Genomic DNA, 26,387 nt, shown 5'->3' with positions numbered 1-26,387 from the left:
GGTGGCAATGGTAATGGTCGAACCGTTGGACAGGGTGACGGTCACCGGTGTCTGCGCCGGGTTGCTCAGGGTCGCGGTATAGGTAATCTGGCCACCTTCGGTGACGGTATTGCCGGCCGTCAGAGTGACCGTGGTGGTGTCGACGGTATCGGTGATCTGGGTCACGGCAGGGGTTGTCGGCGGTGTCACTGTGATGCCGGTGCCGCCGCTGGTGCTGGTGACAGTTACTTCGATCTGGGTCGCGTCGTTATAGACAGTGTCGTTCGCCGCCAATGGCACATTGACGGTGCCGGTGGTCGAGCCAGCGGGAATCACGATCACGGCGCCGTTGGACAAGGTGACAGTCAGGTCGCTCAGCGGTGCCTGGGTGAGTGTCGCGGTGTAGACCAGCACGCCACCGGCCTCGGTGATGGTCGGCGTGGCACTGAGGCTGAGGACTGAATCACTCGGGGTAATGGCGTTGGCATTGGCATTGGCATTGGCATTGGTGGTCTGGCTACCCGGGATTTCCAGGGTGGTTTGCGCAGCCGAGTTGATACCCTCAGTCGGGAAACCAATGGTCGGGTCGACGCGGCCAGCCGTAGCGTCGAGCACCACGAAACTGTGACCACCACCGGCGGCACCGCCAGAACCCGACGCCGTCGGACCTGCAGCGGTGGCTTCAAGGTCTTTGGTCGGGTCGGCACCGGCGACAATGGCTTGCTGCAACTCTTCAACGGACGGAGCGGCCTGCGCGGTGGCTGCTGCCAGGTCGGTGCCGGAGTCGGGGGCGTCAGCGCTCCACTGGGTGTCACGGCCCAGATCCAGAGTGCGGCCATCGGCCAGTTCCAGGGACACGGCACCGGAAAGGCCGGTGTCGATCTGGTCACCGGCGAACAATTTGTCTCCTTCAACGAGAACGCGGCGGTTGCCCTCTGGGGACACCACGAAAACCTGACCGACAATGCTTTTGACGATGGCAACAACACTGCTCATTGAAGACTCTCCGGGGTGTCACGTTCAGTTGGCTTCCATGGACCTGATGGCGTTTGCGCCGACCAGTCTGGACGTACATTGCAAAATAGATGCACAAGTTTGACGCATCAAATCGTCAATAATTTGGCTATATTTTTTCGCTATTAACTTTATGCCAAACTATTGACCTTCTGAGTCCCATCCTAAACAATCGTCCCAGTAATGTCACATTGATATTTGAGCTGTGACCTGTCCTCGGTATGTGATCCAGTTCCGTTTTTGAACTTTCCGACATACGGTCATTCCGCTTGCCATCTTCCGACGCAGCGCGTTCTTTTGCTGTGATTCAAGACAAGAAGTCCTGGGAAATTCCTACAATGCGTTCGCCTTTGTTCATGGCTATACCATTCGCCCTCGCCGCGTCCTTCGTCCAGGCGCAGTCCTTACCAGAAGCCATGCAACAAGCGCTGGATGTCCATCCGGAAGTCCAGGCGGGCGTCAACAGCCGGTTGGCTGCGGACTATCAGTTGAAGGCTGCGAAGGGTGGGTACTTGCCACGGGTCGACCTGCTGGGCGGTTATGGTCGTGAAGGCACCGATAGCGTGACGACGCGAGACGACGGCAACAATCACTTCGAAACCCTGAATCGCAGTGAATCAAGTTTGCGACTGACCCAAATGGTTTTTGACGGTTTTGCGACGTCCAGCGAAGTCGGGCGTCAACAAGCCACCGTCAACTCCCGCGCCTACTCGCTGCTGAGTACCTCCGAGCGCACCGGGTTGACTGTAGCCCAGGTCTATCTCGACGTGCTGACCCGCCGCGAATTCGTGCGTCTGGCCGAGGAAAATCTCAAGAGCCACCAACGCATTTACGACCAGATTCAACTGCGCACCCAGCGCGGCGTCGGCAGTGGCGCCGACCTTGATCAGGCCGAGGCGCGGATGGCCCAGGCGCGCAACAACCTGATCACTGAACAGACCAACCTGGCTGACGCCGAAACCAACTTCCTCTCCGCCGTCGGCCAGATGCCGGATCAACTGGAGCGCCCGGCGAATTTCCTGGCGTTGATGCCGGCCAACCTGAATGAAGCCCGTGCGCAGATGCTGGAAAACAGCCCGATCCTGCGCTCGGCCGAATCCGATATCGCCGCTGCCGAGAAGCAGTACGACACGGCCAAGTCGACGTTCTACCCGCGCTTCGATGCTGAGTTGGGTCGCTCCGCGGACAACGATATTGATGGTCAGAACGGCCACAATAACGAATGGCAAGCCATGCTGCGCATGCGTTTCAACCTGTATTCCGGCGGCAGCAACAAGGCTGATCTGGAGTCCAAGTCCTACCTGTCGAACCAGGCGCTGGATATCCGCAACAACGCCCTGCGCCAATTGAATGAAGAGCTGGGCCTGGCCTGGAACGCCCTGAACAATGCCAATGCGCAGGTGCCGATCGCCCAGCAATACGTCGATCACAGCACCGCCGTGCGTATCGCTTACCAGCGTCAGTTCAGCCTTGGCGAGCGTACCCTGCTCGATTTGCTCGACAGTGAGAACGAACTGTTCACCTCTTCTCGTCGTCTGGCGGAGATCAAGAACATTCAGTTATTTACTCAGTACCGAATCAAGGCGACCATGGGCGAGTTGCTCAAGAGCCAGGGAGTGGTCGCACCATTGGCATCCGTTGTGCAGAACGACGTGAAGCCCAAGGTCCAATTGCCCGGTATGAATTGAGCAGGACCTTCGTTGTTCAATTGTTAGCCAAGAGTGCCGAGCGTGGAATCAGAAGTCAGTCGGGTTCAACTCATTCATGATCCGCGCGCGTTGCATGACGATCCGCTACTGGATGGTCTGCTCGCTCTTTGCATGCTGCATCAGAAACCTGCCAGCGCGGCAATGCTCACCACCGGCCTGCCGCTGCCCGAGCAGCGCCTGAGTGTCGACTTGCTGCCTCGCGCGGCCGCTCGCGCGGGGCTGCAAGGTCGGGTGCTGCAACGCAAGCTGGAGGATATTCCAGCGATTGCCATGCCGGCATTGTTGCTGCTCAAGGACGGTCGCAGTGCCGTCCTGCTCGGCTGGCAAGGCGAAGACCAGGTGCGGGTACTGCTCAGCGAAAGCGATGGCGGTGAGTCCCTGGTCAGCCGTGAGCTGCTGGCCGACGACTACACCGGCAAGGTCTTTTTCGCCCAGCCGCAGCACAAATTCGACGTCAACCACGGCACGCTGATTCCGCGTGCGCGCTCGTGGTTCCGCGACACCCTCAAGCGTTCGCGCTGGTTGTACGCCGACGCCATCGCCGCCAGTTTTCTGATCAACATCATTGCCATGGCCGCGCCGTTGTTCGTGATGAACGTCTACGACCGCGTCGTGCCGAACCAGGCCGAGGCGACGCTCTGGGTGCTTGCCCTCGGCATCACCGGCGCCTACCTGTTCGACCTGATCCTGAAAAGCCTGCGTAGCCTGTGCCTGGATCTGGCCGGCAAGAAAACCGACCTGATCATCTCGGCCACACTGTTCGAGCGCATCGTCGGCATGGCCATGAAGTACCGGCCGGCGCGGGTCGGCAGCTTTGCCCAGAACATCCATGAGTTCCAGAGCCTGCGGGACTTCCTCGCCTCGCTGACGCTGACCAGCCTGATCGACCTGCCGTTCACGATTCTGATTTTCATCGTCATCGCGATCCTTGGTGGGCATCTGGTGTGGATACCAGTGCTGGCATTCCCGATCGCCCTGGCTATTGGCTATGCCTTGCAGAAACCCCTGGTGGCGACCATGGAGCGGACCATGGCATTGGGGGCCGAGCGTCAGTCGAGCCTGATCGAAACCCTGGCCGGCCTCGATGCGGTGAAAGTCAACAACGCCGAAAGCGAACGCCAGTATCAGTGGGAACAGACCATCGGCACCCTCAGTCGCCTTGAGTTGCGAGTGAAAATGCTCTCCGGCCTGGCGATGAACATCACCTTGCTGATCCAGCAACTGGCCGGGGTGATCATGATCGTCTTCGGCGTGTACCAGATCATCGACGGTCACCTGAGCATGGGCGGCCTGATTGCCTGCTACATGCTCAGTGGCCGTGCGCTCAGCCCGCTGGCGTCACTGTCCGGGCTGCTGACTCGTTATCAGCAGGCGCGAGTGACCATGACCTCGGTCGACCAGATGATGGAGCTGCCCCAGGAGCGCAATTTCGAAGAACGTCCGCTCAGCCGCAAGGTGCTGCAGGGCGGTATTGAGTGCCGCCAGCTCAACTTCACCTACCCGCAACAGCAGAACCTGGCGCTGAAGAACATCAACCTGTCGATCAGTCCCGGGGAGAAGGTCGGCATCATTGGCCGAAGCGGCTCGGGCAAGAGCTCGCTGGCGAAATTGCTGGTGGGGTTGTACCAGCCGGATGACGGCACGCTGTTGGTCGACGGTGTGGATATCCGCCAGATCGACGTCAGCGAACTGCGATACAACATCGGCTACGTGCCCCAGGACATTCAGTTGCTCGCCGGCACCTTGCGCGACAACCTGGTTTCCGGGGCGCGGTATGTAGAGGACGAACTGGTGCTGCAAGCCGCGGAACTGGCCGGCGTCCACGAGTATGCGCGCCTGCATCCGCAGGGTTATGAGCTGCAAGTCGGCGAACGCGGGCAGAACCTCTCCGGTGGTCAACGGCAAAACGTCGCCCTGGCCCGTGCATTGCTGCTCAACCCGCCGATCCTGCTGCTCGACGAGCCGACCAGTGCCATGGATAACACCGGCGAAGAGCGCCTCAAGCAGCGCCTGGCAGCGGTGATCGAAAACAAGACCATGGTGCTGGTAACGCACCGGGCATCGCTATTGTCGCTGGTGGACCGATTGATCGTGATCGACCGCGGGCAGATTCTCGCCGACGGCCCGAAAGCCGCGGTGATGGAAGCGTTGAAGAAGGGGCAGATCAGTGTTGCTTAAGTCGGGTAAGGGTTCGATCCTTCGCTACTTCAAAGGCTCTGCTTCGCTTCAGGGGCAGCCGCTGCCAGAGGTCAACAAGGCGCTGATCGAGGATGCGCCACGGGTGGTGCGGCTGACGATCTGGGCGATCATCGCGTTCTTTGTGTTTCTGATGCTCTGGGCCAACTTCGCGGTGATCGACGAAGTGACCAAGGGCGACGGCAAGGCGATTCCGTCGTCGAAGATCCAGAAAATCCAGAACCTTGAAGGCGGTATCGTTGCCGAGCTGTTCGTCAAGGAAGGCCAGATCGTCGAAGCCGGCGCACCGCTGATTCGCCTGGACGACACGCGATTTGCTTCGAACGTCGGTGAAACCGAGGCCGATCGCTTGTCGATGCTGCTGCGGGTCGAACGCCTGAGCGCTGAGGTCGAAGATCGCCCGCTGAACTTCCCCGAGGATGTGCTCAAGGCCGTACCGGGTCAGGCCAAGAGCGAAGAGTCGCTCTATATAAGCCGTCGCCAACAGTTGCACGATGAGATTGGCGGCTTGCAGGAGCAACTGATCCAGCGCCAGCAAGAGCTGCGCGAATTCACGTCCAAGCAGGCGCAGTATCGCCAGCAATTGGGCTTCCAGCGTCAGGAAATCAGCATGTCCGAGCCGTTGGTGGCCCAGGGCGCGGTATCGCCGGTGGAAGTCCTGCGCCTCAGGCGTGCCGAAGCCGAGACCCGTGGTCAGCTCGACGCCACCACCCTGGCCATTCCACGTGCCGAATCGGCAATCAAGGAAGTGCAGCGCAAGGTCGATGAAACCCGCGGCAAGTTCCGTAGCGAAGCCCTGACCCAACTCAACGAAGCACGCACCGACCTGAACAAGGCCCAGGCCACCGGCAAGGCCCTGGAAGACCGGGTCAGCCGGACGCTGGTCACTTCGCCAGTGCGGGGTATCGTCAACAAGTTGCTGGTCAATACCATCGGCGGGGTTATCCAGCCGGGCAGCGACATGGTGGAAATCGTGCCACTGGACGACACCTTGCTGGTCGAGGCGAAGATCCGCCCGCAAGACATCGCGTTCCTGCATCCGGGGCAGGAAGCGACGGTGAAATTCACCGCCTATGACTACACCATCTACGGCGGGTTGAAGGCCAAGCTGGAGCAGATCGGCGCCGACACCATCACCGACGAAGACAAAAAAACCACTTACTACATCATCAAGCTGCGAACCGACCGCAGCCACTTGGGTACCGATGAAAAACCGTTGCTGATCATTCCGGGGATGGTGGCTTCCGTGGACATCATCACCGGCAAGAAGACCGTGCTGAGCTACCTGCTCAAGCCGATCATCCGGGCGCGGGCCGAGGCGCTGCACGAGCGGTAATCCACCTTCGGGGCTACTGGCCTCATCGTCGGAACGCCGCCCGGAGCGAGCTCCCACATTGGATTTTTTGCTGGAGCACAATTTTGTGCCCTGCGGAGAACCCCTGTGGGAGCGAGCCTGCTCGCGATGGCGTCCGCCGGAACACCAAACCCTGTCAGAAAGTGACAAACAATGTCACTTGGCCACCTACTCAGTCCCTCATCAATCGCCATATCGTTATTCATTAACGGTATTTAAATTTCAATTCTTATATCTATAAAGTCATTCTCCTGCGTACCTGCCGACCAATCGGCGCGCCGCACGACACGAACCAACACGGGACCTCCGTGAGTTTCTGATCGACGCGCGCGCCTTTGAGCGTGCCGTGCGTGGGAGTGATTTATGTCTGCAGCTTCAGCTTCGCCAAGCATCGCGCCACAATTCTTTGAAATCCGCCCGTTCAGCACAGCGGTGGGCGCCGAGATCATCGGTCTCGACCTGTCCCGTCCGATCAATGATGACGATTTTTCCCGCATTCACCGCGCGCACCTGGATCATCACGTGGTGGTGTTCCGCGACCAGCGCATCACCCCTGAGCAACAGATCGACTTCAGTCGTCGTTTTGGCGTGTTGCAGATCCATGTGCTCAAGCAGTTCCTGCTGGCAGGGCATCCGGAAATCCTGATCGTTTCCAATATCGTCGAAAATGGCCAGAACATCGGCCTGGGCGATGCAGGGAAGTTCTGGCACTCCGATCTTTCCTATAAAGAGCTGCCGAGCCTGGGCTCGATGCTGCATGCCCAAGAGCTGCCGTCAGAAGGCGGCGACACCTTGTTCGCCGACCTGCACAAAGCCTGGGACAGCCTGCCGCTCGCGTTGCGCAAAGCGGTGGAAGGCCGCTCGGCGGCGCACTCCTACACGGCGCGTTACAGCGAGACCAAATTCGAAGGCAACTGGCGCCCGACCCTGACGCCTGAGCAGCTTGCCCAGGTTGCCGAAGTTGTTCACCCGGTCGTGCGTACCCACCCGGAAAACGGCCGCAAGGCGTTGTTCGTCAGCGAAGGGTTCACCACCCGCATCGTTGGCCTGCCGGAAGACGAGAGCCAGCAACTACTGACCGAGCTGTATGCCCACAGTGTGTTGCCGCAAAACATCTACCGCCATCAATGGCAGCCCCATGACCTGGTGTTCTGGGACAACCGTTCGCTGATCCACCTCGCCGCCGGATGCCCCAGCCATCTGCGCCGCAAGCTGTATCGCACCACCATCAAGGGCGACGCGCCTTTCTGATCTGTCGGAGATTTGATCATGTCCAAACGTCTTCCATTCGCACCGCTGGCCGCAGCCATCGGCCTGGGTTTCAGCCTGATCGCCGGCAGCCTGGTGGCGCCGACCGTGGCTCACGCCGAAGGTGAAATCCGCATTGCGGAACAGTTCGGCATCGTTTATTTGTTGCTCAATGTGGTGCGCGATCAGAACCTGATCGAAAAGTACGGCAAGCAGGAAGGGATCGACATCAAGGTCGACTGGACCCAGCTCTCCGGCGGCGCGGCGGTCAACGATGCGTTGCTGTCGGGCTCGATCGACATTGCCGGCGCCGGTGTCGGCCCGCTGCTGACCATCTGGGATCGCACCCGCGGCAAGCAGAACGTCAAGGCCGTGGCTTCCCTGGGTAACTTTCCGTACTACCTGGTGAGCAATAACCCCAAGGTCAAAACCATCGCCGACTTCACCGAGAAGGACCGCATCGCGGTGCCGGCGGTGGGCGTGTCGGTGCAGTCGCGCTTCCTCCAATACGCGGCGGCCAGACAGTGGGGTGACAAGGACTTCAATCGCCTCGACAAGTACACCATTGCCGTCCCGCATCCTGATGCCACGGCTGCACTGGTGGCCGGCGGCACCGAGCTGAGCGGGCACTTTTCCAACCCGCCGTTCCAGGATCAGGAACTGGCCAATCCCAACGTGCACGTGGTGCTGAACACCTTTGACCTGCTCGGTCCGAACTCGCCGACGGTGCTGTTCGCCACCGAGAAATTCCGCAATGAGAACCCGAAAACCTACAAGGCATTCATTGAGGCGCTGACCGAAGCGGCGCAATTCGCACAGAACGACAAGGGCGCGGCAGCCGACACCTACATCCGTGTTACCAAGGCCAAAATCGACCGCGCCGCGTTGCTGAAAATCATCGACAACCCGCAATTCGAATTCAGCGTCACGCCGAAAAACACTTTCCCTCTGGCGGAGTTCCTCTACCGCGTCGGAGCGATCAAAAACAAACCGGATTCATGGAAGGACTACTTCTTCCAGGACGCCAAACCGCTGCAGGGGAGCTGACCGACATGAACGCCCCTTTGCAAGGCCACACGGTCAGCAAACCGATCGCGGCGGCCCAGGCGCTGCTGTCGGTCGATAACGTCAGTCTCGAATACCGCACGCCGCAGCGGGTGGTGCGGGCGACCCATCAAGTCAGTTTCGAAATCGACCCGGCGGACCGCTTTGTCCTGCTCGGGCCGTCCGGCTGTGGCAAGTCGACGTTGCTCAAGGCCGCCGCCGGCTTCATCCAGCCAGTGGAAGGCGAGATCCGTCTGCAGGGCCGGCGCGTCGATGCGCCGGGGCCGGACCGGATCGTGGTGTTTCAGGAGTTCGATCAACTGCCGCCGTGGAAAACCGTGAAGCAGAATGTGATGTTTCCGCTTCTGGCCTCGAAAACCCTCAAGCGCAGGGAGGCCGAAGAGCGGGCACTGCACTATCTGGACAAGGTCGGCCTGGCGGCGTTTGCCGATGCTTATCCGCACACCTTGTCCGGTGGCATGAAGGCACGGGTCGCCATCGCTCGGGCGCTGGCGATGCAGCCGAAAATCCTGTTGATGGACGAACCCTTTGCCGCGCTCGATGCCCTGACCCGACGCAAGATGCAGGAGGAACTGTTGCTGCTCTGGGAAGAGGTTCGCTTCACGCTGCTGTTCGTCACGCACTCCATCGAAGAGGCGCTGGTGGTGGGCAATCGCATTCTGTTGCTGTCGCCCCATCCGGGCCGGGTGAGGGCGCAAGTCCACAGCCATCAATACGATTTGCACAGCCTCGGCGGTGTGGCGTTTCAGGAATCGGCGCGACGCATTCACCGGCTGTTGTTCGACGAAGGTCAATCACCGCAAACCGAGCATGAACTGGACTTCGCCGACATCCGCATCGCTTATTGAGCCAGTAGAGAGGAGGGCCCGATGAGCCATTTATCATCCCCGCGTGAAGAGTTCGAAACGGTTTTGCAGCCGCTGACCAGTGTGCCGCTGGAGCGGGGATTACCCCTCGGCCAACGACTGTGGCAGCAAGGTTGGCTGCGCAAAACCCTGATTCTGATTTTGCTCGCAGTGCTGTGGGAAGCCGTTGCCCGCTATCAGAACAACGACCTGCTGCTGCCGAGCTTTGTGCAAACCGCACATGCGCTCTATGACGGTCTGCTCAGTGGTGAATTGCTGGGCAAGGTATGGATTTCTTTGGTGGTGTTGCTCAAGGGTTACCTGATTGGCATCGTCCTGGCGTTTGCCCTGACCACACTGGCAGTGTCGACGCAGTTCGGTCGTGATCTGCTCAGCACCCTGACTTCGATGTTCAACCCCTTGCCGGCCATCGCCCTGCTGCCGTTGGCGCTGCTGTGGTTTGGACTGGGCCAGAACAGTCTGATTTTCGTGCTGGTGCATTCGGTGCTCTGGGCACTGGCACTGAACACCTACGCCGGCTTCCTCGGCGTCTCGGAAACCCTGCGCATGGCCGGGCGCAACTATGGCCTCAAGGGCATGCGCTTTGTGCTGTTCATCCTGATCCCGGCAGCACTGCCGTCGATCCTCGCGGGGCTGAAAATCGGCTGGGCGTTTGCCTGGCGGACGTTGATTGCGGCTGAGCTGGTGTTTGGTGCGACCAGCGGGAAGGGCGGGCTGGGGTGGTACATTTTTCAGAATCGCAATGAGCTGTACACCGACAAGGTGTTTGCCGGGTTGGCGGTGGTGATTTTGATTGGGTTGCTGGTGGAGAATCTGGTGTTTGATTCGTTGGAGCGGGTGACGGTGAAACGGTGGGGGATGCTGCGGTAGCATTGCGCTTGAATCAATCTTGATCAGATATGAGTGCATGCGATGCAATTCCCCGACATGAACCTGTTGGTCGCCCTCGACGCCTTGCTCGATGAGGGCAGTGTGGTGGGCGCCGCGCGGCGGATGAACCTGAGTCCGGCGGCCATGAGCCGGACGTTGACGCGCATCCGCGAAGCCATTGGCGATCCGATCCTGGTGCGCGCCGGCCGTGGCCTGGTGCCGACCCCCAAGGCGCTGGAATTGCGCGAACAGGTGCGCAGTGTGGTGGAGCAGGCCGGGCTGCTGTTTCGTTCGGCCGATGCGGTGGAGCTGAGCTCGCTGCGGCGGCGGTTCAGTATTCGGGCCAACGACTTCTTTGTCGGCGTCTACGGCGGCAAGCTGTTCGACTCCCTTGATCGTCAGGCGCCGCACTGCGAATTGCGTTTCGTCCCGGAAGGCGATGGTGATGATGAGGCGTTGCGCGAAGGGCGGATCGATCTGAGCATCAGTAACACCCGGCCGCTGACGCCGGAAGTGAAAGTCCAGAACCTGTTTTCCACACACTTTGTCGGCCTGGTGCGTGAGGATCACCCGCTGCTGGACGATGAAATCACGGCGGAGCGTTACGCAGGGTTCTCGCATATCAGCATGTCCCGGCGTGGCATTGCCCGGGGGCCGATCGATACCGCGCTCAATGCCTTGGGGTTGGAGCGGCGGGTGGCGGTGATCGCGCCGAGCTTTCATGCGGCGATGTTCGCCTTGCCCGATTCCGACCTGATTCTGCCGGTGCCCAAGGAAGCCTTGCTGAGTGTGCGACGGCTCGGACTGAAGCTGCGCTCGTTCGACCTGCCGATCCCGTTGCCGACGTTGATGTTGACCCAGGCCTGGCATCCGCGTTTCGACAAGGATCCGGCCCACCGCTGGCTGCGTGAAACGCTCAAGACGTGTTGCGATGAGACGTGGCTGGCTGCACAACCTGAAAGTCACCGCTGAACTCCTGTGGGAGCGAGCCTGCTCGCGATGGTCGCCAACGATAACGCTGGTTGGCAGGTTCCCCGCGGCGTTCTCGGGTTTATCGCGAGCAGGCTCGCTCCTACAAGGGGCAGGGGTTTTGTATTGTTGCGTCTAGCGCACTTATAACCTGCCAATAAGTTGATTTTCGTCAGGCATCACACTTCCTAGAATGCTTCGGTCTTTCCACGCCGGAGCTTGCAGTACATGACTTCCCTCACGGCCCCGGCGCCTGTCGCCGCGACCGGCCCGACAGCTTCACCACAGGTTTTCGGCCCGCGGATCATCATCGGTCTGGTGGGCGTATTGCTCGCGGTGCTGGTGTCGGGCCTGAACGAGATGGTGACCAAAGTCGCCCTGGCCGACATCCGTGGTGCGTTGGCCATCGGCTACGACGAAGGCACCTGGCTGGTGGCCTGTTACACCGCGACGTCGGTGGCGGCCATGGCGTTCGCGCCGTGGTGTGCGGTGACGTTCTCGTTGCGGCGTTTCACCTTGTGGGCCATCAGCCTGTTCACCCTGCTGGGTGTGCTGTGCCCCTTCGCCCCGAATTACGAAAGCCTGTTGTTGCTGCGCACCTTGCAAGGCCTCGCGGGCGGTGCATTGCCACCCATGCTGATGACCGTGGCCCTGCGGTTTTTGCCGGCCAATGTGAAGTTATATGGCCTGGCCGGTTATGCCCTGACGGCGACGTTCGGCCCGGGCCTGGGCACGCCGTTGGCCGGGTTGTGGACCGAGTACGTCAGCTGGCAATGGGCCTTCTGGCAAGTCATCGCGCCGTGCCTGATTGCCATGGCCGCAGTGGCGTATGGCTTACCCCGGGACCCCCTGCGCCTGGAGCGCTTCAAGTCCTTCAACTGGCGCGGCGTGCTGCTGGGTTTTCCCGCCATCTGCATGCTGGTGATCGGCATTCTGCAGGGCAATCGTCTGGATTGGTTCGAGTCCAGCCTGATCTGTGGATTACTCGGTGGCGGGCTGTTGCTGCTGGTGCTGTTTTTGGTCGGCGAGTGGTCGCAGCCGATGCCGTTTTTCAAGATGCAGATGCTCGGCATCCGTAACCTGTCTTTCGCCCTGCTGACCTTGGCGGGCGTGCTGGTGGTGTTGCAGGCGGTGATCATCATTCCGTCCAGCTACCTGGCGCAGGTCCAGGGGTATCGTCCGTTGCAGACCGCACCGATCATGCTGCTGGCGGCGCTACCGCAATTGATTGCGCTGCCATTGGTGGCGGCGCTGTGCAACTTTCGCTGGGTCGATTGCCGCTGGGTGTTGGGCATCGGCCTGAGCATGCTGGCGCTGTCGTGCGTCGGCGGTTCGCAACTGACGTCCGCGTGGATTCGTGACGACTTCTATGTGCTGCAATGGCTGCAGATTTTCGGTCAGCCCATGGCGGTGCTGCCGCTGCTGATGCTGTCCACCGGCAGCATCAACCCGATGGAGGGGCCGTTTGCATCGGCCTGGTTCAACACCGTCAAAGGCCTGTCGGCGGTCATCGCCACCGGGGTGATCGAGGCGTTGACCACGGCACGCCTGCATTTTCACTCGACCATGCTGGTCGATCGACTCGGCAACTCACCGCTGGCCGAATACGACAGCGCAAGCCTCGCTCGTCGACTGCATGAGCAAGCGGTGGTGCTCACGTCCTCTGATCTTTACCTGTGCATGGCCGGTATCGCCGTGACCCTGATCCTGCTGATTTTCTGGCTGCCGACGCGGATCTTTCCACCGCGCGCACCGACCTGAATGCTCCACTGATACAGAAGGTTTTTATGAACACTCAAGCAAAGCAGAAAGTCGCGGTTGCCGTGGCCGCCGTATTGGTTGTCGGCATGCTGCTGTACCTGGCAATGCCCGGTCTGTTCGGCAAGCGTACCCGGCAGAACACCAACGATGCTTATGTCTCGGCGGATTTCACTCTGGTCGTGCCGCGCGTTGCCGGGTTCATCAAGCAAGTGCTGGTGGAGGACAACCAACAGGTCAAGGCCGGGCAGTTGCTGGCGCTGATCGATGACCGGGATCTACGCGCCGCCGCCGAGGCCGCCGATGCCGAAACGCTGGTGGCCAGGGCGCAACTGCAAAACGCCCGGGCGACCCTCGAGCGCCAGGCGTCGGTGATTGCCCAGGCGCAATCCTCGGTGGTTTCGGCAAAGGCGGAAGTGGCCTTTGCCGAGCATGAACTGAACCGCTACAAGCACCTCGCCGGGGTGGGCGCCGGCACGGTGCAAAATGCGCAACAGGCGCAAACGCGCATCGACCAGGCCTCCGCGCGGCTGACCAATGCCACGGCGGTGCTGGCGGCGGAACGCAAGCAAGTGGAAATCCTCACGGCCCAGCGCGATGCAGCCAAAGGTGGCCTGAAACGGGCGCAAGCGAAGCTGGAAATGGCCAGCTACGAGTTGTCCTATACCAGGATCGTCGCGCCCCAGGACGGCATGGTCGGCGAACGCGCGGTGCGGGTCGGCGCCTATGTCACCCCGGGCAGCAAAATCCTCGCGGTGGTGCCGCTGGCGCAGGCTTACGTGATGGCCAATTTCCAGGAGACCCAACTGACGGATGTACAGCCGGGGCAGGCTGTACAGGTGCGCGTCGACAGCCTGGGCGGCGCGGCACTCAAAGGTCGTGTCGAAAGCATTGCGCCGGCCACCGGGGTGACGTTCGCCGCGGTCAAACCGGACAACGCCACCGGTAACTTCACCAAGGTGGTGCAGCGGATACCGGTGAAGATTGTGCTGGAGCCGGGGCAGTCGCTGGCCGAGCGCTTGCGGGTAGGGATGTCGGTGGAGGCGAGTATTGAAACCGGCAGCAATGTGTCGTCTGTGGGTGAGGTGACTCAGCGATGAAGGACTGTGTTGGCTGGTCAGGCGCCTTCGCGAGCAGGCTCGCTCCCACAAGGGATCTGCGCAGTGCTGACAGTTCTGGATCCTTCGCAAGTTCATTGTGGGAGCGAGCCTGCTCGCGAAGAGGCCTGTGGCAGCCACTCACCTTCAGTGCCTTGCTCGTCATGAGTCTCAGCGGCTGCACCGTCGGCCCGGACTTCCAGAAGCCTGAGGTACAGCCAATTGCCGAATGGTCGAAACCATCAAGGGCAGCCACCAGCCAGGCTATCGCCGAAACGATGACCGAGCGCTGGTGGGAGGTGTTCCACGACCCCAAACTTTCAGCCCTGAGCCAACGCGCCCTGACCGACAACCTCGACCTGAAGCTGGCCAGTAGCCGCTTTCAGCAAAGTCGTGCGGTGCGCCAGGTCACCACTGCCAACCGATACCCCAACATGGCGGCCAGCGGCCGTTACGGACGCAACCGCAACAGTGGTGAAGGCCTGAACGACCCGTCAGGGCACAACGGCCAGTCCGCCTTCAACCTGTGGGATGCCGGCTTTTCCGCCTCCTGGGAACTGGATTTCTGGGGCCGTGTGCGGCGGGAAACCGAAGCGGCCGACGCCAACCTGGAAGTCGCCGAGAACGACCGACGCGGTGTGCTGCTGTCGGTGTTGGCCGAAACCGCCCAGGACTACATTCAGCTGCGCGGCGTGCAGAACACCCGACTCGTCACCGAACAGAACCTCGACGTTGCCCGCCATAGTCTGAAGCTCTCGCAGTTGCGCCTGGCCGACGGCGTCGCGACGGACCTGGATGTCGCCGAAGCCGCCGCACAAGTGGCGGCCATCGAATCGCGCCTGCCCGCACTGGAACAGCGCCAGTGGCAATTGATCAATGCCTTGAGTCTGTTGATGGGCGAACCGCCCCAGGCATTGGCGGCGCAGTTATTCACAGACGCACCGGTGCCACAAACGCCGCGTCAGGTCGCCATCGGCTTGCCCTCGCAACTGGCTGAACGCCGGCCGGACATTCGCCAGGCCGAAGCGCGATTGTATGCAGCGACGGCCAGCATTGGTGTAGCAAAGGGCGACTTCTATCCGCGAATTACCCTGTCGGGGAACATCGGTTCCCAGGCCATGCAACTGAGCGATTTCGGCTCCTGGGGTTCGCGTTCGTTCGGGATCGGTCCGCAGTTCAGCTTGCCATTGTTCGACGCAGGCCGCTTGCGTGGCGTACTCGAGTTACGCGAAGCACAACAACAGGAAGCCGCTATCGCCTATCAGCAAACCGTGCTGCGCGCCTGGCATGAAATCGACGACCAGTTGACCGCCTACAACGCTAGCCAGCTGCGCCGCGACAGCCTGGCCGAAGCCGTGCGCCAGAACCGCATTGCGCTGGACACCGCGCAACAGCAGTACGTCGAGGGCGTGGTGGATTTCGTCACCGTACTCACCGTGCAGGGCGCGTTGCTGGCGACGCAGGAGCAGTGGGTCGAAAGCTCGACCGGCGTGTCGCTGGCGGCCGTCGGGTTGTACAAGGCGTTGGGTGGGGGTTGGGAGTCAGTGTACCCATTGGCCGAGACGGCGCAGCGTTAATACGCAGGCAATGATGGCCATCTGCTTGACGCTAGTCACCGCTGTCGTAGACTCCGTTGATCCGGAAGGGAGTACGGTCATGCGGATTTTCTGTGTGTTGGGGTTGGGATGTGTACTCGTCGCGAGCGTTGTCCAGGCGCAAACGCCTGGGACAGACGATCCGCTTGCGCAAATGGATGCCGGCGCCAGTGCTGCGACCAGCACCGAGGCTCGCGGTGTATTGCGGGCCCGGGATCAGGCCGTACTGGCCAGTGAGGTGCCTGGGCGGATTGTCGAGTTGCCGTTCAGCGAGGGGGAATCGTTCAAGAAGGGCGATACCCTGGCGCGGTTCGATTGCTCGGCCTATCAGGCGCAGCTCAATGCCGCGCAAGCGGCCAGCCGTGGCGCGGGTGAAGAGCTGGCGCACAACCGGCAACTGGCCGCGCTGCATTCTGTCGGGCGTTTCGAAGTGGCACGTGCCGAGGCCAAGGTCAGTGAAACCCAGGCGCAGTCTCAGGTGTATCAAGTGCAGGTCAAGCGTTGCAGCGTGCTGGCACCGTTCGATGGCCAGGTCGTCGAGCGCAAGGTACAGCGCTATGAAAGCGTACCTGCCGGCGCACCCTTGCTGGACGTGGTCGATAACCGCACCCTGGAAATCCATCTGCTGGTGCCCTCGCGCTGGATGGCGCGACTCAAGCCCGGCCAGACCTTCAGTTTTGTCCCCGATGAAACCGGCAAGCCGCTGGATGTGACAGTCAAACGCCTGGGCGCGCGAATCGATGAAGGCAGCCAGACCTTGCTGCTGGTGGCCAGCGTGCCCGATGCCAGCGGGCTGCTGGCGGGCATGAGCGGCACGGCACATTTCGCGGAGTTCAAGTGAACGCGCCGGTGAGCGGCGGCGCCGAGCAGGTATTCGCACGCTTTCTCGACCTTGAGCGCCAGACCCGCGCAGCCCAAACGCCCGCCCAATTAGCCTACAGCCTGGTCAATGATGGCCAGGCACTGTTTGGCTTTCGCCATGCGGCACTGTTGATCGCCGGGAAGGTGCAGGCCGTGACGGGTGTCAGCGCGGTGGAGCCGAATTCACCCTTTGTAGCGTTCGTCGAGCAGGCGGTGGTGCAGCTGTTCAAGCGCGAACAATTGCAGCAGGCGCGGGTCATTGCCGCCGATGTCCTTAGCGAGTCGTTGCAGGCTGAATGGCAAAGCCTGTCGGCTGCGCAGGTGTTCTGGTTGCCGCTGATCGATCGCCAAGGCGAGGTGTTCGGCGGGTTGTGGCTGGCCAGGGACGTTAGGTGGAACCCTGCCGAACAAGTTCTGCTGGCGCAACTGGGCGATACCTACAGCCACGCCTGGCAGGCATTGCAGCCACGCAAGCCATGGCGTCTGCGCTGGACCCGCAAACGCCAGGCGTTGCTGGTCGCGTTGCTGTTGCTCGGGCTGTTGATCCCGGTGCGCCAGTCCGTATTGGCACCGGCCGAAGTGGTGCCGCTGGGCGGTCGGGTCGTGGCGGCGCCGCTGGACGGTGTGATTGCCGAGTTCCTGGTCAAACCCAACCAGACGGTGAAGGCCGGCGAGTTGCTGCTGCGCTTCGAAAGCACCACGCTCAAGGCTCAGGCCGATGTCGCCGATCGCGCCCTCGGAGTTGCCGAGGCGGAGCTCAAGGCCAACTCCCAGCGTTCGTTCGCCGATGCCGAGTCCAGTTCGAAACTGGATTTGCTGGCCGCACGGGTCGAACAGAAACGCGCCGAGCGCGACTACGCCCGTGAACTGCTCAAACGCAGCGAAGTGCGCGCCGAGCGCGATGGCATTGCGGTATTTGCCGATGCCGAACGCTGGACTGGCAAACCGGTGCAGACCGGAGAGCGACTGATGGAAATCGCCGATCCGACCCAGGCGCAATTGCGTATCGAGCTGGCCGTGGGGGACGCGATTTCCCTGGAGCCCGGCGCTGAAGTCGCCCTGTTCCTCGACAGTGACCCGCTGCAACGGCATCGGGCCAGACTCGAACGTTCAGCTTATGAAGCGCAACCCACGGCGGGCGGACAGTTGGCCTATCGGCTGGATGCGAATTTCGACGCGCCGCCCCCGCGCATCGGCTTGCGCGGCACGGCAAAAATTTATGGTGACCGGGCGCCGCTGGCGTTGTACCTGCTGCGTCGACCGTTGGCCGGTTTGCGTCAGAGCGTGGGCTTGTAAGTGAGCCTGCCCGGTCTGCGTGCCGATCTGCAATTGTCCCCGGCAGCGCCGGCACTGGACGGTGCGCCCTGCTGGACGCTGGTCGACCCGGTGCGGGGGCGTTACTTCAAGCTCGGTACGACGGCGATGCGTTTGTTGCGCCACTGGTCGCTGGGGGAGCCCGAGCAGGTCCTGCAAGCGGCCAATCGCGAGCCGGGACTGGCGCTGGATGCTGCGGATCTGGAGCAGTTGCTGGTTTTTTTGCGCAGTCACGACCTGATTACCGCCCTCGATCCCCAGCAGCGTGCCAGTTACAGCTTTAAAGCGGATGCCCAGCGCCGCAGCCTGTGGCAAGTGTTGCTGCATCAGTACCTGTTTTTTCGTATTCCGCTGTGGCGCCCCGAGCGTTTTCTCAATCGTGCCTGGCCCTGGCTGGAGCGCTTTGGCCCGCGAGCGCTGCGCTACGGATTACCCGCTGTGCTGGGGCTGGGGGTGTTTCTGGTGTCGCGGGACTGGCAGCGATTTATCGCGACGTTTCCGCATTTGTTCAGCCTTGGCGGTGCATTGGCATTTGCCGTGGCCCTGTTCTTCGCCAAACTCTGCCACGAGTTCGGTCATGCGTTCATGGCCAAGCGCGCCGGGTGCCGGGTACAGAGCATGGGCGTGGCGTTCATGGTGCTGCTGCCGATGTTCTATACCGATGTCAGCGATGCCTGGCGGATCAATGATCGCAAGGCCCGGTTGCTGATTGGCGCTGGTGGCGTGCTGGCCGAGTTGCTGTTGGCGTGCATGGCCTTGCTGGCGTGGTCGTTGCTGCCCGACGGTCCCGCCCGCACCGCAGCGTTCATGCTTGCCAGTGCCACGTGGATCACCACACTGGTGGTCAATCTCAACCCGTTCATGCGTTTTGACGGTTATTTTTTGCTCAGCGATTTCTGGCAGGTCGATAACCTGCAAGGTCGGGCATTTGCCTTGTGCCGCTGGCGCCTGCGCGAGTTTTTGTTCGGCTACGGCGAAGCGGCGCCGGAGCCTTGGTCGCCGATAATGCAACGGCGTTTGCTGATCTGGGGGTATGGCTCGTGGTTATGGCGCGCGGCATTGTTTTTCGGGATCGCTCTGGCGGTCTATCACCTGTTCTTCAAGGTGTTGGGGATTTTCCTGATGCTGGTGGAACTGGTCTGGTTCATCTTTCTGCCCATCATGAGTGAATGGCGCCAGTGGTGGGGTCGCCGCGAACAGGCGCATGGACCGCGGGTATTGCTCAGCAGCCTGGTACTGCTCGGGCTGTTGTCGGTGCTCATCCTGCCGTGGCGCAGCGCCGTCGAGGTGCCGGCCATGCTGGAAGCGGGCCGGGTCAGCACCCTGCATGCGCCGGTGGCGGCACGAATCAAAGTCGTGAAGGTGCATGACGGGCAGACGGTGGTGCAGGGTGATGTCCTGATCGAGCTGGAGTCCCCGGATCTCGATTCGCGCCAGGCCATTGCGCGCCGGGAAATCGAGATCCAGCAGTTGCAAATGCGTCGCCAGGCCAGTCGCAGCGAAACGGCTTCCGATGCTGCAATCGTCGAGCAGCGGCTGGCCGAAGCGGTCGCCGAATACCGCGGGCTGGCGGCTCAGCGCGAGCGCTTGCTATTGCGTGCCCCCCATGCCGGCACCGTGCGTGATCTGCTGCCGCAATGGACGGTGGGGCGCTGGCTGTCGACCCGGGAGCCGCTGGCCAGGGTGGTCGAGGACGGCGTGCGCTTGCGCGGCTATCTGGCCGAGGCAGAGCTCTGGCGCGTGGCACCGGGCGCCACCGGACGGTTTATCGCCGATGATCCGATGCATCCGGCAATTGCGGTGCAACTGAGCGAAATCGACACCAACGGTGTGGCGTTTGTCGATCAGGAGGCACTGACCTCCGATCACCACGGACCGATTGCCGTGCGTCGCGATCAGCATCAACGAGCCGAGCCAGTACAGGCGCAGTACGGCGCGCGGTTGAGCACCCTCGAACCGGCGCCAACGCCGGTGCAGCCGTTGCGTGGCGTGGTAGTTTTGCAGGGCCGCGGCGAGTCGTTATTGGGGGTCGCCTGGCGACGCATGGCGGCGCTGGGGGTCAGGGAAAGCGGTTTTTAAGGAGAGCGACGATGGCGAACAGCAGTACTGTGGCAGCCGAAGGTTTGGTAGTACGGCCTTCGCTAGCCAGTGATGGTCCTTTCTTGCAGCGCCTGTATCAATCGGCCCGACCGGACCTGCAATGGATCGACGACAGCGTGGAAGTGGTCGAACAGATTGTGGCCCAGCAGTTCCAGGTGCAGGAGCAAGGACTGGGGGAAAACTTCCCCAATGCCATGCATTACGTGGTTGAGAAGCTCGGCACTGCGATCGGCGCATTGAGCACTGATTTCGGGCCGAACGAGATCCGCGTGCTGTATCTGGCCTTCATCCCTGCGGCGCGGGGGCAGGGATACGGGCGGGCGGTATTGCAGGGGGTGCAGAAAGCCGCCCAACAGATTCGTTGCCCGGTGGCGACGGTGGTCTGGGCCAGCAATCCCCATGCGCTTGCGCATTACCTGGCCCTGGGCTTTGCAGTGCAGGAGTACAACGTCGCGGCACAACGGCTGGTGTGGTATCCGCAAGGCTGAAGGCACTGCGAGCCAGAAAAGAGTCAGTTGAAGGCGATGTAGAAGTAGCCTCGCCGCGGATCACGTCCCATCGAAGGCACCCGGGAAACGAAAATGTTTTCCACTTCACCCAGTTCCGGCAATTGCAGCATGCATAGACCGTCCACAAAATCGGTCGGGACCAGGCTGTTGAGCTCGACACTGAATGGCATGCGCTCACTGTTGCGCATGCGGGCGCGGGGTGAGTCTTCAAGGTGTTCGATCTGCATCGGCAATTCACTGCCGTCGGGCAGGCGGAGGGCGACGGTCTGGCCCAGCAGGGCCTGGAAATGATGGCTTTGAACCGCTTGCAACATGATCAGGCTCCAGAAAATTGAACAATGCCGGGGCGCGCGGTCCCCGGCGAATCTTCAGCCGCGAGATGGAAAATACCCTTGCAGGGCGATGCTGAAGTTGATGACCAGGAACGGGTTCATCACGCTCATGGGCTGGGTCCCGCCAGTGGAGGCAATCTCTCCGGTGACAGTGGTGCTCACGCCCTTGAGCGTCACCGCCGTTGCCCCTTGTTGATCGGAGTAGATATTCGCCGTCCCCGGTCCGCCGCTCGAAGCGCCGATGAACGAGTTGGTTGCCGTTGGCGCGTTCACCGGGTTGCTCGCCGGGCTGGCCAGTTGCAGGGTGGTGGTGGCTGTCAGCCCGGATAACTGGTGAGTGTGGTTGGGCATGTTGGAGATGAGCGCGGTGACGTTTTCGGTACCGGAAACCTCGCCGATGGTACGCGGGCTGAGATTGCTGCCCGTGCCCTGGGCCATCGGTAATCGACCTTGCAGGTTGGGCAGCATGAAGGTGGTCTGGCCGTCGCCGCCGTAGTTCACGCCAATCAGCGAGAACAACGCACTCCATTGCGAAATGCTCAAGGTCTGGCCATTGCAAAGGGCCCAGTTCTGGGGGGCGAAATCAAAGGCGAAAGGCTGGATAGTGCCGATAAATACTTCCATGAATCCTCATCCTTCAGGTTGGTGGTTGGCGCGCCACGCGGCTGCCAGACACCTGGGGTGTCGACTCCTGTTCCTTTACGTGGCTTGGTCACGCCACGCCACAGCGTAGACGTAGATTTTGGGAGTTGTGGCGAGGCGGTATTTATCCGATGGACGCGCTCCCCAAGACTGTTGTCGTTAACGTCCTTCAATGGTTGCGCAAAGCTCGGTATCAAGTCGGTTTAGCTTCAAATTGATATCAAAACACCACTAGTCGAGGTTTCATCGATCGACTACGCTTTGTCCTACAAAGGACTATCAAAAACGGTGAAGGGACTTGCACCATTTTCATTTCATTTCCGGTTTGCCACGCTCGGGCTCGACCCTGCTTTCTGCAATCCTGTTGCAGAACCCGCGTTTCCATGCCGGAATGACCAGCCCGGTGGGTTCCCTGTTTTCCGGTGTTCTGGAGCAGTGCAGCGCTGGCAGCGAGTTCGGCGCGGTGATCGACACCGACATGCGCCGCCGCCTCTTGCACGGCCTGTTTGATTCCTTCTACGCCGACAAAGCCGACAAATCGGTGGTGTTCGACACCAACCGCCTTTGGAGCGCCCGGCTGCCGGCCATCAACGATCTGTTTCCCAAGGCCAGGGTGATTGCCTGTGTGCGCAACGTCGCCTGGATCATGGACAGCATCGAGCGGCTTTACCGCGCCAATCCCTATGAAAACACCAAGCTCTTCGGCGATGCCGTCGAGCGCAACACTGTCTACAGCCGTTGCGAAACCCTGGCCCAGCGCAATCGCCTGGTGGGTTTTGCGTGGGCGGCGCTCAAGGAAGCCTATTACGGCGAACATGCCGACTCCTTGCTGATCATTGACTATGACTTGCTGACCCAGGCTCCGGAGCGGGTGCTGCGGCTGGTCTACGACTTTATTGACGAGCCCTGGTTCGAGCACGACTTCGAACACCTGGCGTACGACGCCCCGGAATTCGATCAAGCCCTCGGGGTGACCGGCCTGCACAAGGTCAGACCCAAAATTGCGGTACAGGCCCGGCGCACCATCCTGCCGCCGGATCTGTTCAAGCAATACTCAGACTTGTCCTTTTGGCTCGATGGCTCTGCCAGCGCCGCCAATGTCATTCGTATGAAGTCCGACGCCGCGAACATTTGATCGCGGCGTTTTTCATTGATGCCTTACGTATATTCGTTCGAATTCGGGTGAGCAGCATGTGGTGGACCATTTTTGACGGAGCAAAGGCAAAGTCACGGGCAACCGAAGGCCAACGGACGCCAGCGGCGCCCATGATCATGTCCCTTGAACCGCGCATGCTGTTCGACGGCGCCGTCGCCGCCACGGTGGCCGATACCGCGGCCCAGGCCGATAGTCATTCCACAACCGATGCCGCCAAGGCACCGACCGCCGATCACCCGACGGCCAGCAAGGACACCCACGGCCAGGCCGATGCCGCACCTGCCGCCAGCCCCGTCGCGGTGCCTGGCCAAAGCGTGGTGTTCGTCGATTCTCGGGTCAAGGATGCCGACAGCCTGATGCAAGGGGTGGCGTCCGGCACCCAGATCGTGAAACTGGTCGCCGGCAAGGATGGCTTGCAACAGATCGCCGACTACCTCGACCAGCATCAGGGCATCAGCTCGGTGCAGATCATTGCCCACGGCAACACCGGCGACCTGTGGCTGGGCGACAGCTATCTGTCGGCCGACAACGTCGCCGCCCGCAGCGCGGTGCTGGCGCAAATCGGCAAGGACATCAACGCTGGCGGGGACATCCTGATCTACGGCTGCTACACCGCCGATGGCGAGCGTGGCTTGAGCTTTGTCGATTCGCTGGCGCAAATGACCGGACGCGATGTAGCGGCTTCGAACAACCGCACCGGTGTGGGCGGCGACTGGGATCTGGAAATCGTCACCGGCAACATCGAAAGCGCCAACGTGCTGTCGACGCGAGCCATGAGTGATTACCAATGGGGCCTGGCTACCTGGACCGCCACCAACAACGCCAACACGGGCGTCGGCTCACTGCGTGCCGCCATCGCCTCGGCGCAGAACGGCGACATCGTCACCTTTAGCAGCAGCATGACGGTGCAGCTGACGTCCGAACTGCTGATTAACAAGGACATCACCGTTGATGGCGACTTGAACAACGACAACGCGGCTGACGTGACTCTCGATGGTCAGTACAGGACCCGAGTGATTGAAATAGCGGCGGGGAAAATCGTGACGCTCGATGGTCTGGTGATCACCCGGGGCCTGGTGTCGGGCACGGGTGGTAATGGTGGCTACGGTGCCTCGGGCGCGATGGCCGGGGGCATTTTCAACGCAGGGATTCTGACCCTGAGAAACGTCACCGTAACCTCCAATGGCGCTTCCGGTGGCGGCGGCGGTGGCGGTGTCACCGGCGCTTTTTACGGCGGTGGCGGTGGTGGTGGCGGCGGTCTGGGCGGCCAGGGCGGCGGGCATGGCGGTTCGTCAGGGCCGGGTACCGGCACGTTGGGCGGTGGTGCGGGCGGCGGCGGCGCCGGTGGTTACGGCGGCGGTTATGACGCGACCCACATGGGCGGTCGCGGCGGTACCACCACTGGCGGTGCTGGTGGGGTGGGCGTTTCCTATTACAGCAACGGCGGTAATGGTTCGACGGCCACCAATGGCACGATTTCCATTGGCGGCGGTGGCGGCGGGGCCGGTTGGGACAAGGTGGGTGGCGCTGGCGGCAACGCGGTGGGCGGGATCTACAACGCCAGCAGCGGCACGATCACCATCATTGGCACGTCGACCATTAGCAACAACATTGGCGCCGGTGGCGGCGGTGGCGGTGGCGGTGGCCAGGGCAGCAATGCCAGCAATGGCGGTGTGGGCGGCCGGGGCGTCGGTGCGATCTGGAACAAAGGCACATTGTTGATCACGGCAGCCAACTTCGCGGCCCTGGCCGGTAATGCCGCGGCCAGTGGTGCAGGCGGTACCGCGCAGGGCGGGGGGACAACCGGCACCTCGCCAACCTCCGTTGCGACAATCTATAACGACGGTGGTGTACTCAACACCGCGTATTCGCCGCCACCGACCGCGACCATTGTGGTCGCTGACACTACGCTGAGCATCGGCGAAACGTCCTTGGTGACGATCACGTTCTCCGAGATCGTGACCGGTCTCACCAACGCCGACCTGACGATTGCCAACGGTACGCTCAGTACAGTGAGCAGCAGTAATGGCGGGCTCACCTGGACGGCAACGTTTACCCCGACCGCCAGTATTACCGATACCTCCAATGTCATCACTCTGGACAACACCGGAGTGATAAATCTTCTGGGCACCGCCGGCGTCGGTACCACCAACTCCAATAACTATGTCGTCGATACGGCGCGGCCAACCGCCAGCATTGTGTTCACCGACACGGCCCTCAGGGTGGGCGAAACCTCGCTGGTGACCATCACTTTCAACGAAGCGGTCACCGGTCTCACCAATGCGGACCTGACGATTGCCAATGGTACCTTGACCTCGGTGAGCAGCGGCGACGGCGGCATTACCTGGACGGGGACCTTCACCCCGACCGCCAGCATCACTGACGCGACCAACCTGATCACCCTGGACAACACTGGGGTCAGCGACCTGGCAGGTAACGCCGGCAGTGGTACCACCGACTCGAACAACTACGCCATCGATACCGTGCGGCCAACGGCAACCATCGTGGTGACGGATACCGCGCTGAGAATTGGCGAAACGTCTCTGGTGACCATTACCTTTTCCGAGGCGGTCAGCGGTTTCACCAACGCCGATCTGACCATTGCCAACGGCACGTTGACCTCGGTGAGCAGCAGCGACGGCGGCATCACCTGGACCTCCACGTTCACCCCGAACGCGAGCATCAACGACACGACCAACCTGATCACCCTGAACAACACAGGGGTCAGCGACCTGGCGGGCAACGCCGGCAGCGGCACTACCGATTCCAACAATTACGCCATCGATACACTCCGCCCGACCGCGACCATTGTGGTCGCGGACACGGCGTTGAGAATCGGCGAAACCTCTCTGGTGACGATCACTTTCAACGAAGCGGTCAGCGGTTTCACTAATGCCGACCTGACCATCACCAACGGCACGTTGACCGCCGTGAGCAGCAGCGACGGCGGCATCACCTGGACGGCGACCTTCACCCCGACCGCCAGCATCACTGACGCCACCAACCTGATCACCCTGGACAACACCGGTGTGGCTGATCTGGCCGGCAACGCCGGCAGCGGCACCACCGACTCCAACAACTACGCCATCGATACCGTGCGCCCGACGGCCACCATTGTGGTGACGGATACGGCGCTGAGAATCGGCGAAACTTCTCTGGTGACGATCACTTTCAGTGAAGCGGTGAGCGGTTTCACCAACGCCGACCTGACCATTACCAACGGCACGTTGACCTCGGTGAGCAGCAGTGACGGCGGCATCACCTGGACGGCAACCTTCACACCTTCGGCGAGCATCAACGACACGACCAACCTGATCACCCTGGCCAATACCGGGGTCAGCGACCTGTCGGGCAACGCCGGCAGCGGCACCACCGACTCCAACAACTATGCCATCGACACGCTGCGCCCGACCGCCACGATCGTGCTGGCCGATACGGCGCTGACCGCGGGCGAAACCTCGCTGGTGACCATCACTTTCTCCGAGGCGGTAACCGGTTTTACCAACGCCGACCTGAGCATCGCCAATGGCACGTTGACCTCGGTGAGTAGCAGCGACGGCGGGATCACCTGGACCGCAACGTTTACCCCGACAGCAGGCATCATCAGCGCGACCAACGTCATCAGCCTGGCTAACACTGGCGTGGCGGATCTGGCGGGCAACACCGGCAGCGGGATCAGTTCCTCAGGCAACTACGCCATCGACACCGCTCCGCCGACCGCGACGATTGTGGTGACCGACAACGCCCTGAAAA

20 protein-coding genes are annotated in these 26,387 nt (G+C 61.5%); 17 read left to right on the top strand and 3 right to left on the bottom strand.

The annotated features are described in order from the left end of the window. A partial coding sequence (locus ACM6J5_RS13860; protein WP_414928736.1) for a retention module-containing protein occupies nucleotides 1-975 on the bottom strand: 975 nt, incomplete at its 3' end. Between the two features lie 356 nt (nucleotides 976-1,331). On the opposite strand from ACM6J5_RS13860, the gene ACM6J5_RS13855 reads away from it, so the two are divergent. From ACM6J5_RS13855 to ACM6J5_RS13785, 15 genes are all read left to right on the top strand, one after another. Next, on the top strand, nucleotides 1,332-2,681 hold the full coding sequence (locus ACM6J5_RS13855) for a TolC family outer membrane protein (protein ID WP_150674312.1): 1,350 nt from the start codon (nucleotides 1,332-1,334) through the stop codon (nucleotides 2,679-2,681). 42 nt (nucleotides 2,682-2,723) lie between these two features. Next, on the top strand, nucleotides 2,724-4,880 hold the full coding sequence (locus ACM6J5_RS13850; RefSeq protein WP_150674313.1) for a type I secretion system permease/ATPase: 2,157 nt from the start codon (nucleotides 2,724-2,726) through the stop codon (nucleotides 4,878-4,880). Further along, nucleotides 4,870-6,234: an HlyD family type I secretion periplasmic adaptor subunit gene (locus tag ACM6J5_RS13845; protein WP_095946107.1), complete on the top strand. Its 1,365-nt coding sequence runs from the start codon at nucleotides 4,870-4,872 to the stop codon at nucleotides 6,232-6,234. The genes ACM6J5_RS13850 and ACM6J5_RS13845 overlap by 11 nt, the downstream gene beginning before the upstream one ends. Nucleotides 6,235-6,615: 381 nt before the next feature. Beyond that, a complete protein-coding gene (locus tag ACM6J5_RS13840) occupies nucleotides 6,616-7,503 on the top strand; it encodes a TauD/TfdA dioxygenase family protein (RefSeq protein ID WP_414928735.1) in 888 nt (295 codons plus the stop codon). Between the two features lie 18 nt (nucleotides 7,504-7,521). Then, a complete protein-coding gene (locus ACM6J5_RS13835; RefSeq protein ID WP_095946105.1) occupies nucleotides 7,522-8,547 on the top strand; it encodes an ABC transporter substrate-binding protein in 1,026 nt (341 codons plus the stop codon). Nucleotides 8,548-8,552: 5 nt separating this feature from the next. Then, nucleotides 8,553-9,413, top strand: coding sequence for an ABC transporter ATP-binding protein (locus ACM6J5_RS13830; protein ID WP_150673745.1), 861 nt, complete (start codon nucleotides 8,553-8,555; stop codon nucleotides 9,411-9,413). A 21-nt stretch (nucleotides 9,414-9,434) separates the two neighbouring features. Then, nucleotides 9,435-10,301, top strand: a complete 867-nt coding sequence (locus tag ACM6J5_RS13825; protein ID WP_095946103.1) for an ABC transporter permease — start codon at nucleotides 9,435-9,437, stop codon at nucleotides 10,299-10,301. A gap of 42 nt (nucleotides 10,302-10,343) precedes the next feature. Further along, nucleotides 10,344-11,273 (top strand): LysR family transcriptional regulator, encoded by a 930-nt coding sequence (locus tag ACM6J5_RS13820; RefSeq protein ID WP_414928734.1) that lies wholly within the window; start codon nucleotides 10,344-10,346, stop codon nucleotides 11,271-11,273. Nucleotides 11,274-11,498: 225 nt separating this feature from the next. Continuing rightward, complete coding sequence (locus ACM6J5_RS13815; protein ID WP_414928733.1) at nucleotides 11,499-13,031, top strand: MFS transporter; 1,533 nt, start codon at nucleotides 11,499-11,501, stop codon at nucleotides 13,029-13,031. A 26-nt stretch (nucleotides 13,032-13,057) separates the two neighbouring features. Then, complete coding sequence (locus ACM6J5_RS13810) at nucleotides 13,058-14,128, top strand: HlyD family secretion protein (protein ID WP_414928732.1); 1,071 nt, start codon at nucleotides 13,058-13,060, stop codon at nucleotides 14,126-14,128. Further along, nucleotides 14,125-15,702 carry an efflux transporter outer membrane subunit gene (locus ACM6J5_RS13805; RefSeq protein ID WP_414928731.1) on the top strand — a complete coding sequence of 526 codons (1,578 nt, stop codon included), beginning with the start codon at nucleotides 14,125-14,127 and terminating at the stop codon, nucleotides 15,700-15,702. Before ACM6J5_RS13810 ends, ACM6J5_RS13805 begins: the two co-directional genes overlap by 4 nt. Before the next feature lie 79 nt (nucleotides 15,703-15,781). Beyond that, entirely contained in the window at nucleotides 15,782-16,561 is a 780-nt protein-coding gene (locus ACM6J5_RS13800) for an efflux RND transporter periplasmic adaptor subunit (protein WP_414928730.1), read from the top strand. Next, the gene (locus ACM6J5_RS13795; protein ID WP_414928729.1) at nucleotides 16,558-17,877 is read left to right on the top strand and encodes an efflux RND transporter periplasmic adaptor subunit; all 1,320 of its coding nucleotides are present in this window, start codon (nucleotides 16,558-16,560) and stop codon (nucleotides 17,875-17,877) included. Before ACM6J5_RS13800 ends, ACM6J5_RS13795 begins: the two co-directional genes overlap by 4 nt. Then, a complete protein-coding gene (locus ACM6J5_RS13790; RefSeq protein WP_414928728.1) occupies nucleotides 17,878-19,974 on the top strand; it encodes a biotin/lipoyl-binding protein in 2,097 nt (698 codons plus the stop codon). It abuts the gene before it with no gap. A gap of 11 nt (nucleotides 19,975-19,985) precedes the next feature. Then, complete coding sequence (locus tag ACM6J5_RS13785) at nucleotides 19,986-20,483, top strand: GNAT family N-acetyltransferase (protein WP_095946095.1); 498 nt, start codon at nucleotides 19,986-19,988, stop codon at nucleotides 20,481-20,483. Between the two features lie 23 nt (nucleotides 20,484-20,506). Here the strand turns inward: ACM6J5_RS13785 and ACM6J5_RS13780 are convergent, their stop codons facing one another. Continuing rightward, a complete protein-coding gene (locus ACM6J5_RS13780; protein ID WP_095946094.1) occupies nucleotides 20,507-20,818 on the bottom strand; it encodes a DUF6916 family protein in 312 nt (103 codons plus the stop codon). Between the two features lie 54 nt (nucleotides 20,819-20,872). Further along, complete coding sequence (locus tag ACM6J5_RS13775) at nucleotides 20,873-21,460, bottom strand: phage tail protein (RefSeq protein WP_414928727.1); 588 nt, start codon at nucleotides 21,458-21,460, stop codon at nucleotides 20,873-20,875. Between the two features lie 316 nt (nucleotides 21,461-21,776). On the opposite strand from ACM6J5_RS13775, the gene ACM6J5_RS13770 reads away from it, so the two are divergent. Together ACM6J5_RS13770 and ACM6J5_RS13765 are read left to right on the top strand one after the other, a co-directional pair. Beyond that, a complete protein-coding gene (locus ACM6J5_RS13770; protein ID WP_414928726.1) occupies nucleotides 21,777-22,613 on the top strand; it encodes a sulfotransferase family protein in 837 nt (278 codons plus the stop codon). A gap of 131 nt (nucleotides 22,614-22,744) precedes the next feature. After that, nucleotides 22,745-26,387, top strand: a 3,643-nt coding sequence (locus ACM6J5_RS13765; protein ID WP_414928725.1) for an Ig-like domain-containing protein, incomplete at its 3' end; no start/stop codon positions are given.

The organism is Pseudomonas sp. IT-P74, assembly GCF_949768175.1.
Taxonomy (GTDB): domain Bacteria; phylum Pseudomonadota; class Gammaproteobacteria; order Pseudomonadales; family Pseudomonadaceae; genus Aquipseudomonas.
Note: the sequence above shows the minus strand (reverse complement) of the source record. Positions and strands in the feature narration are given on the sequence as shown.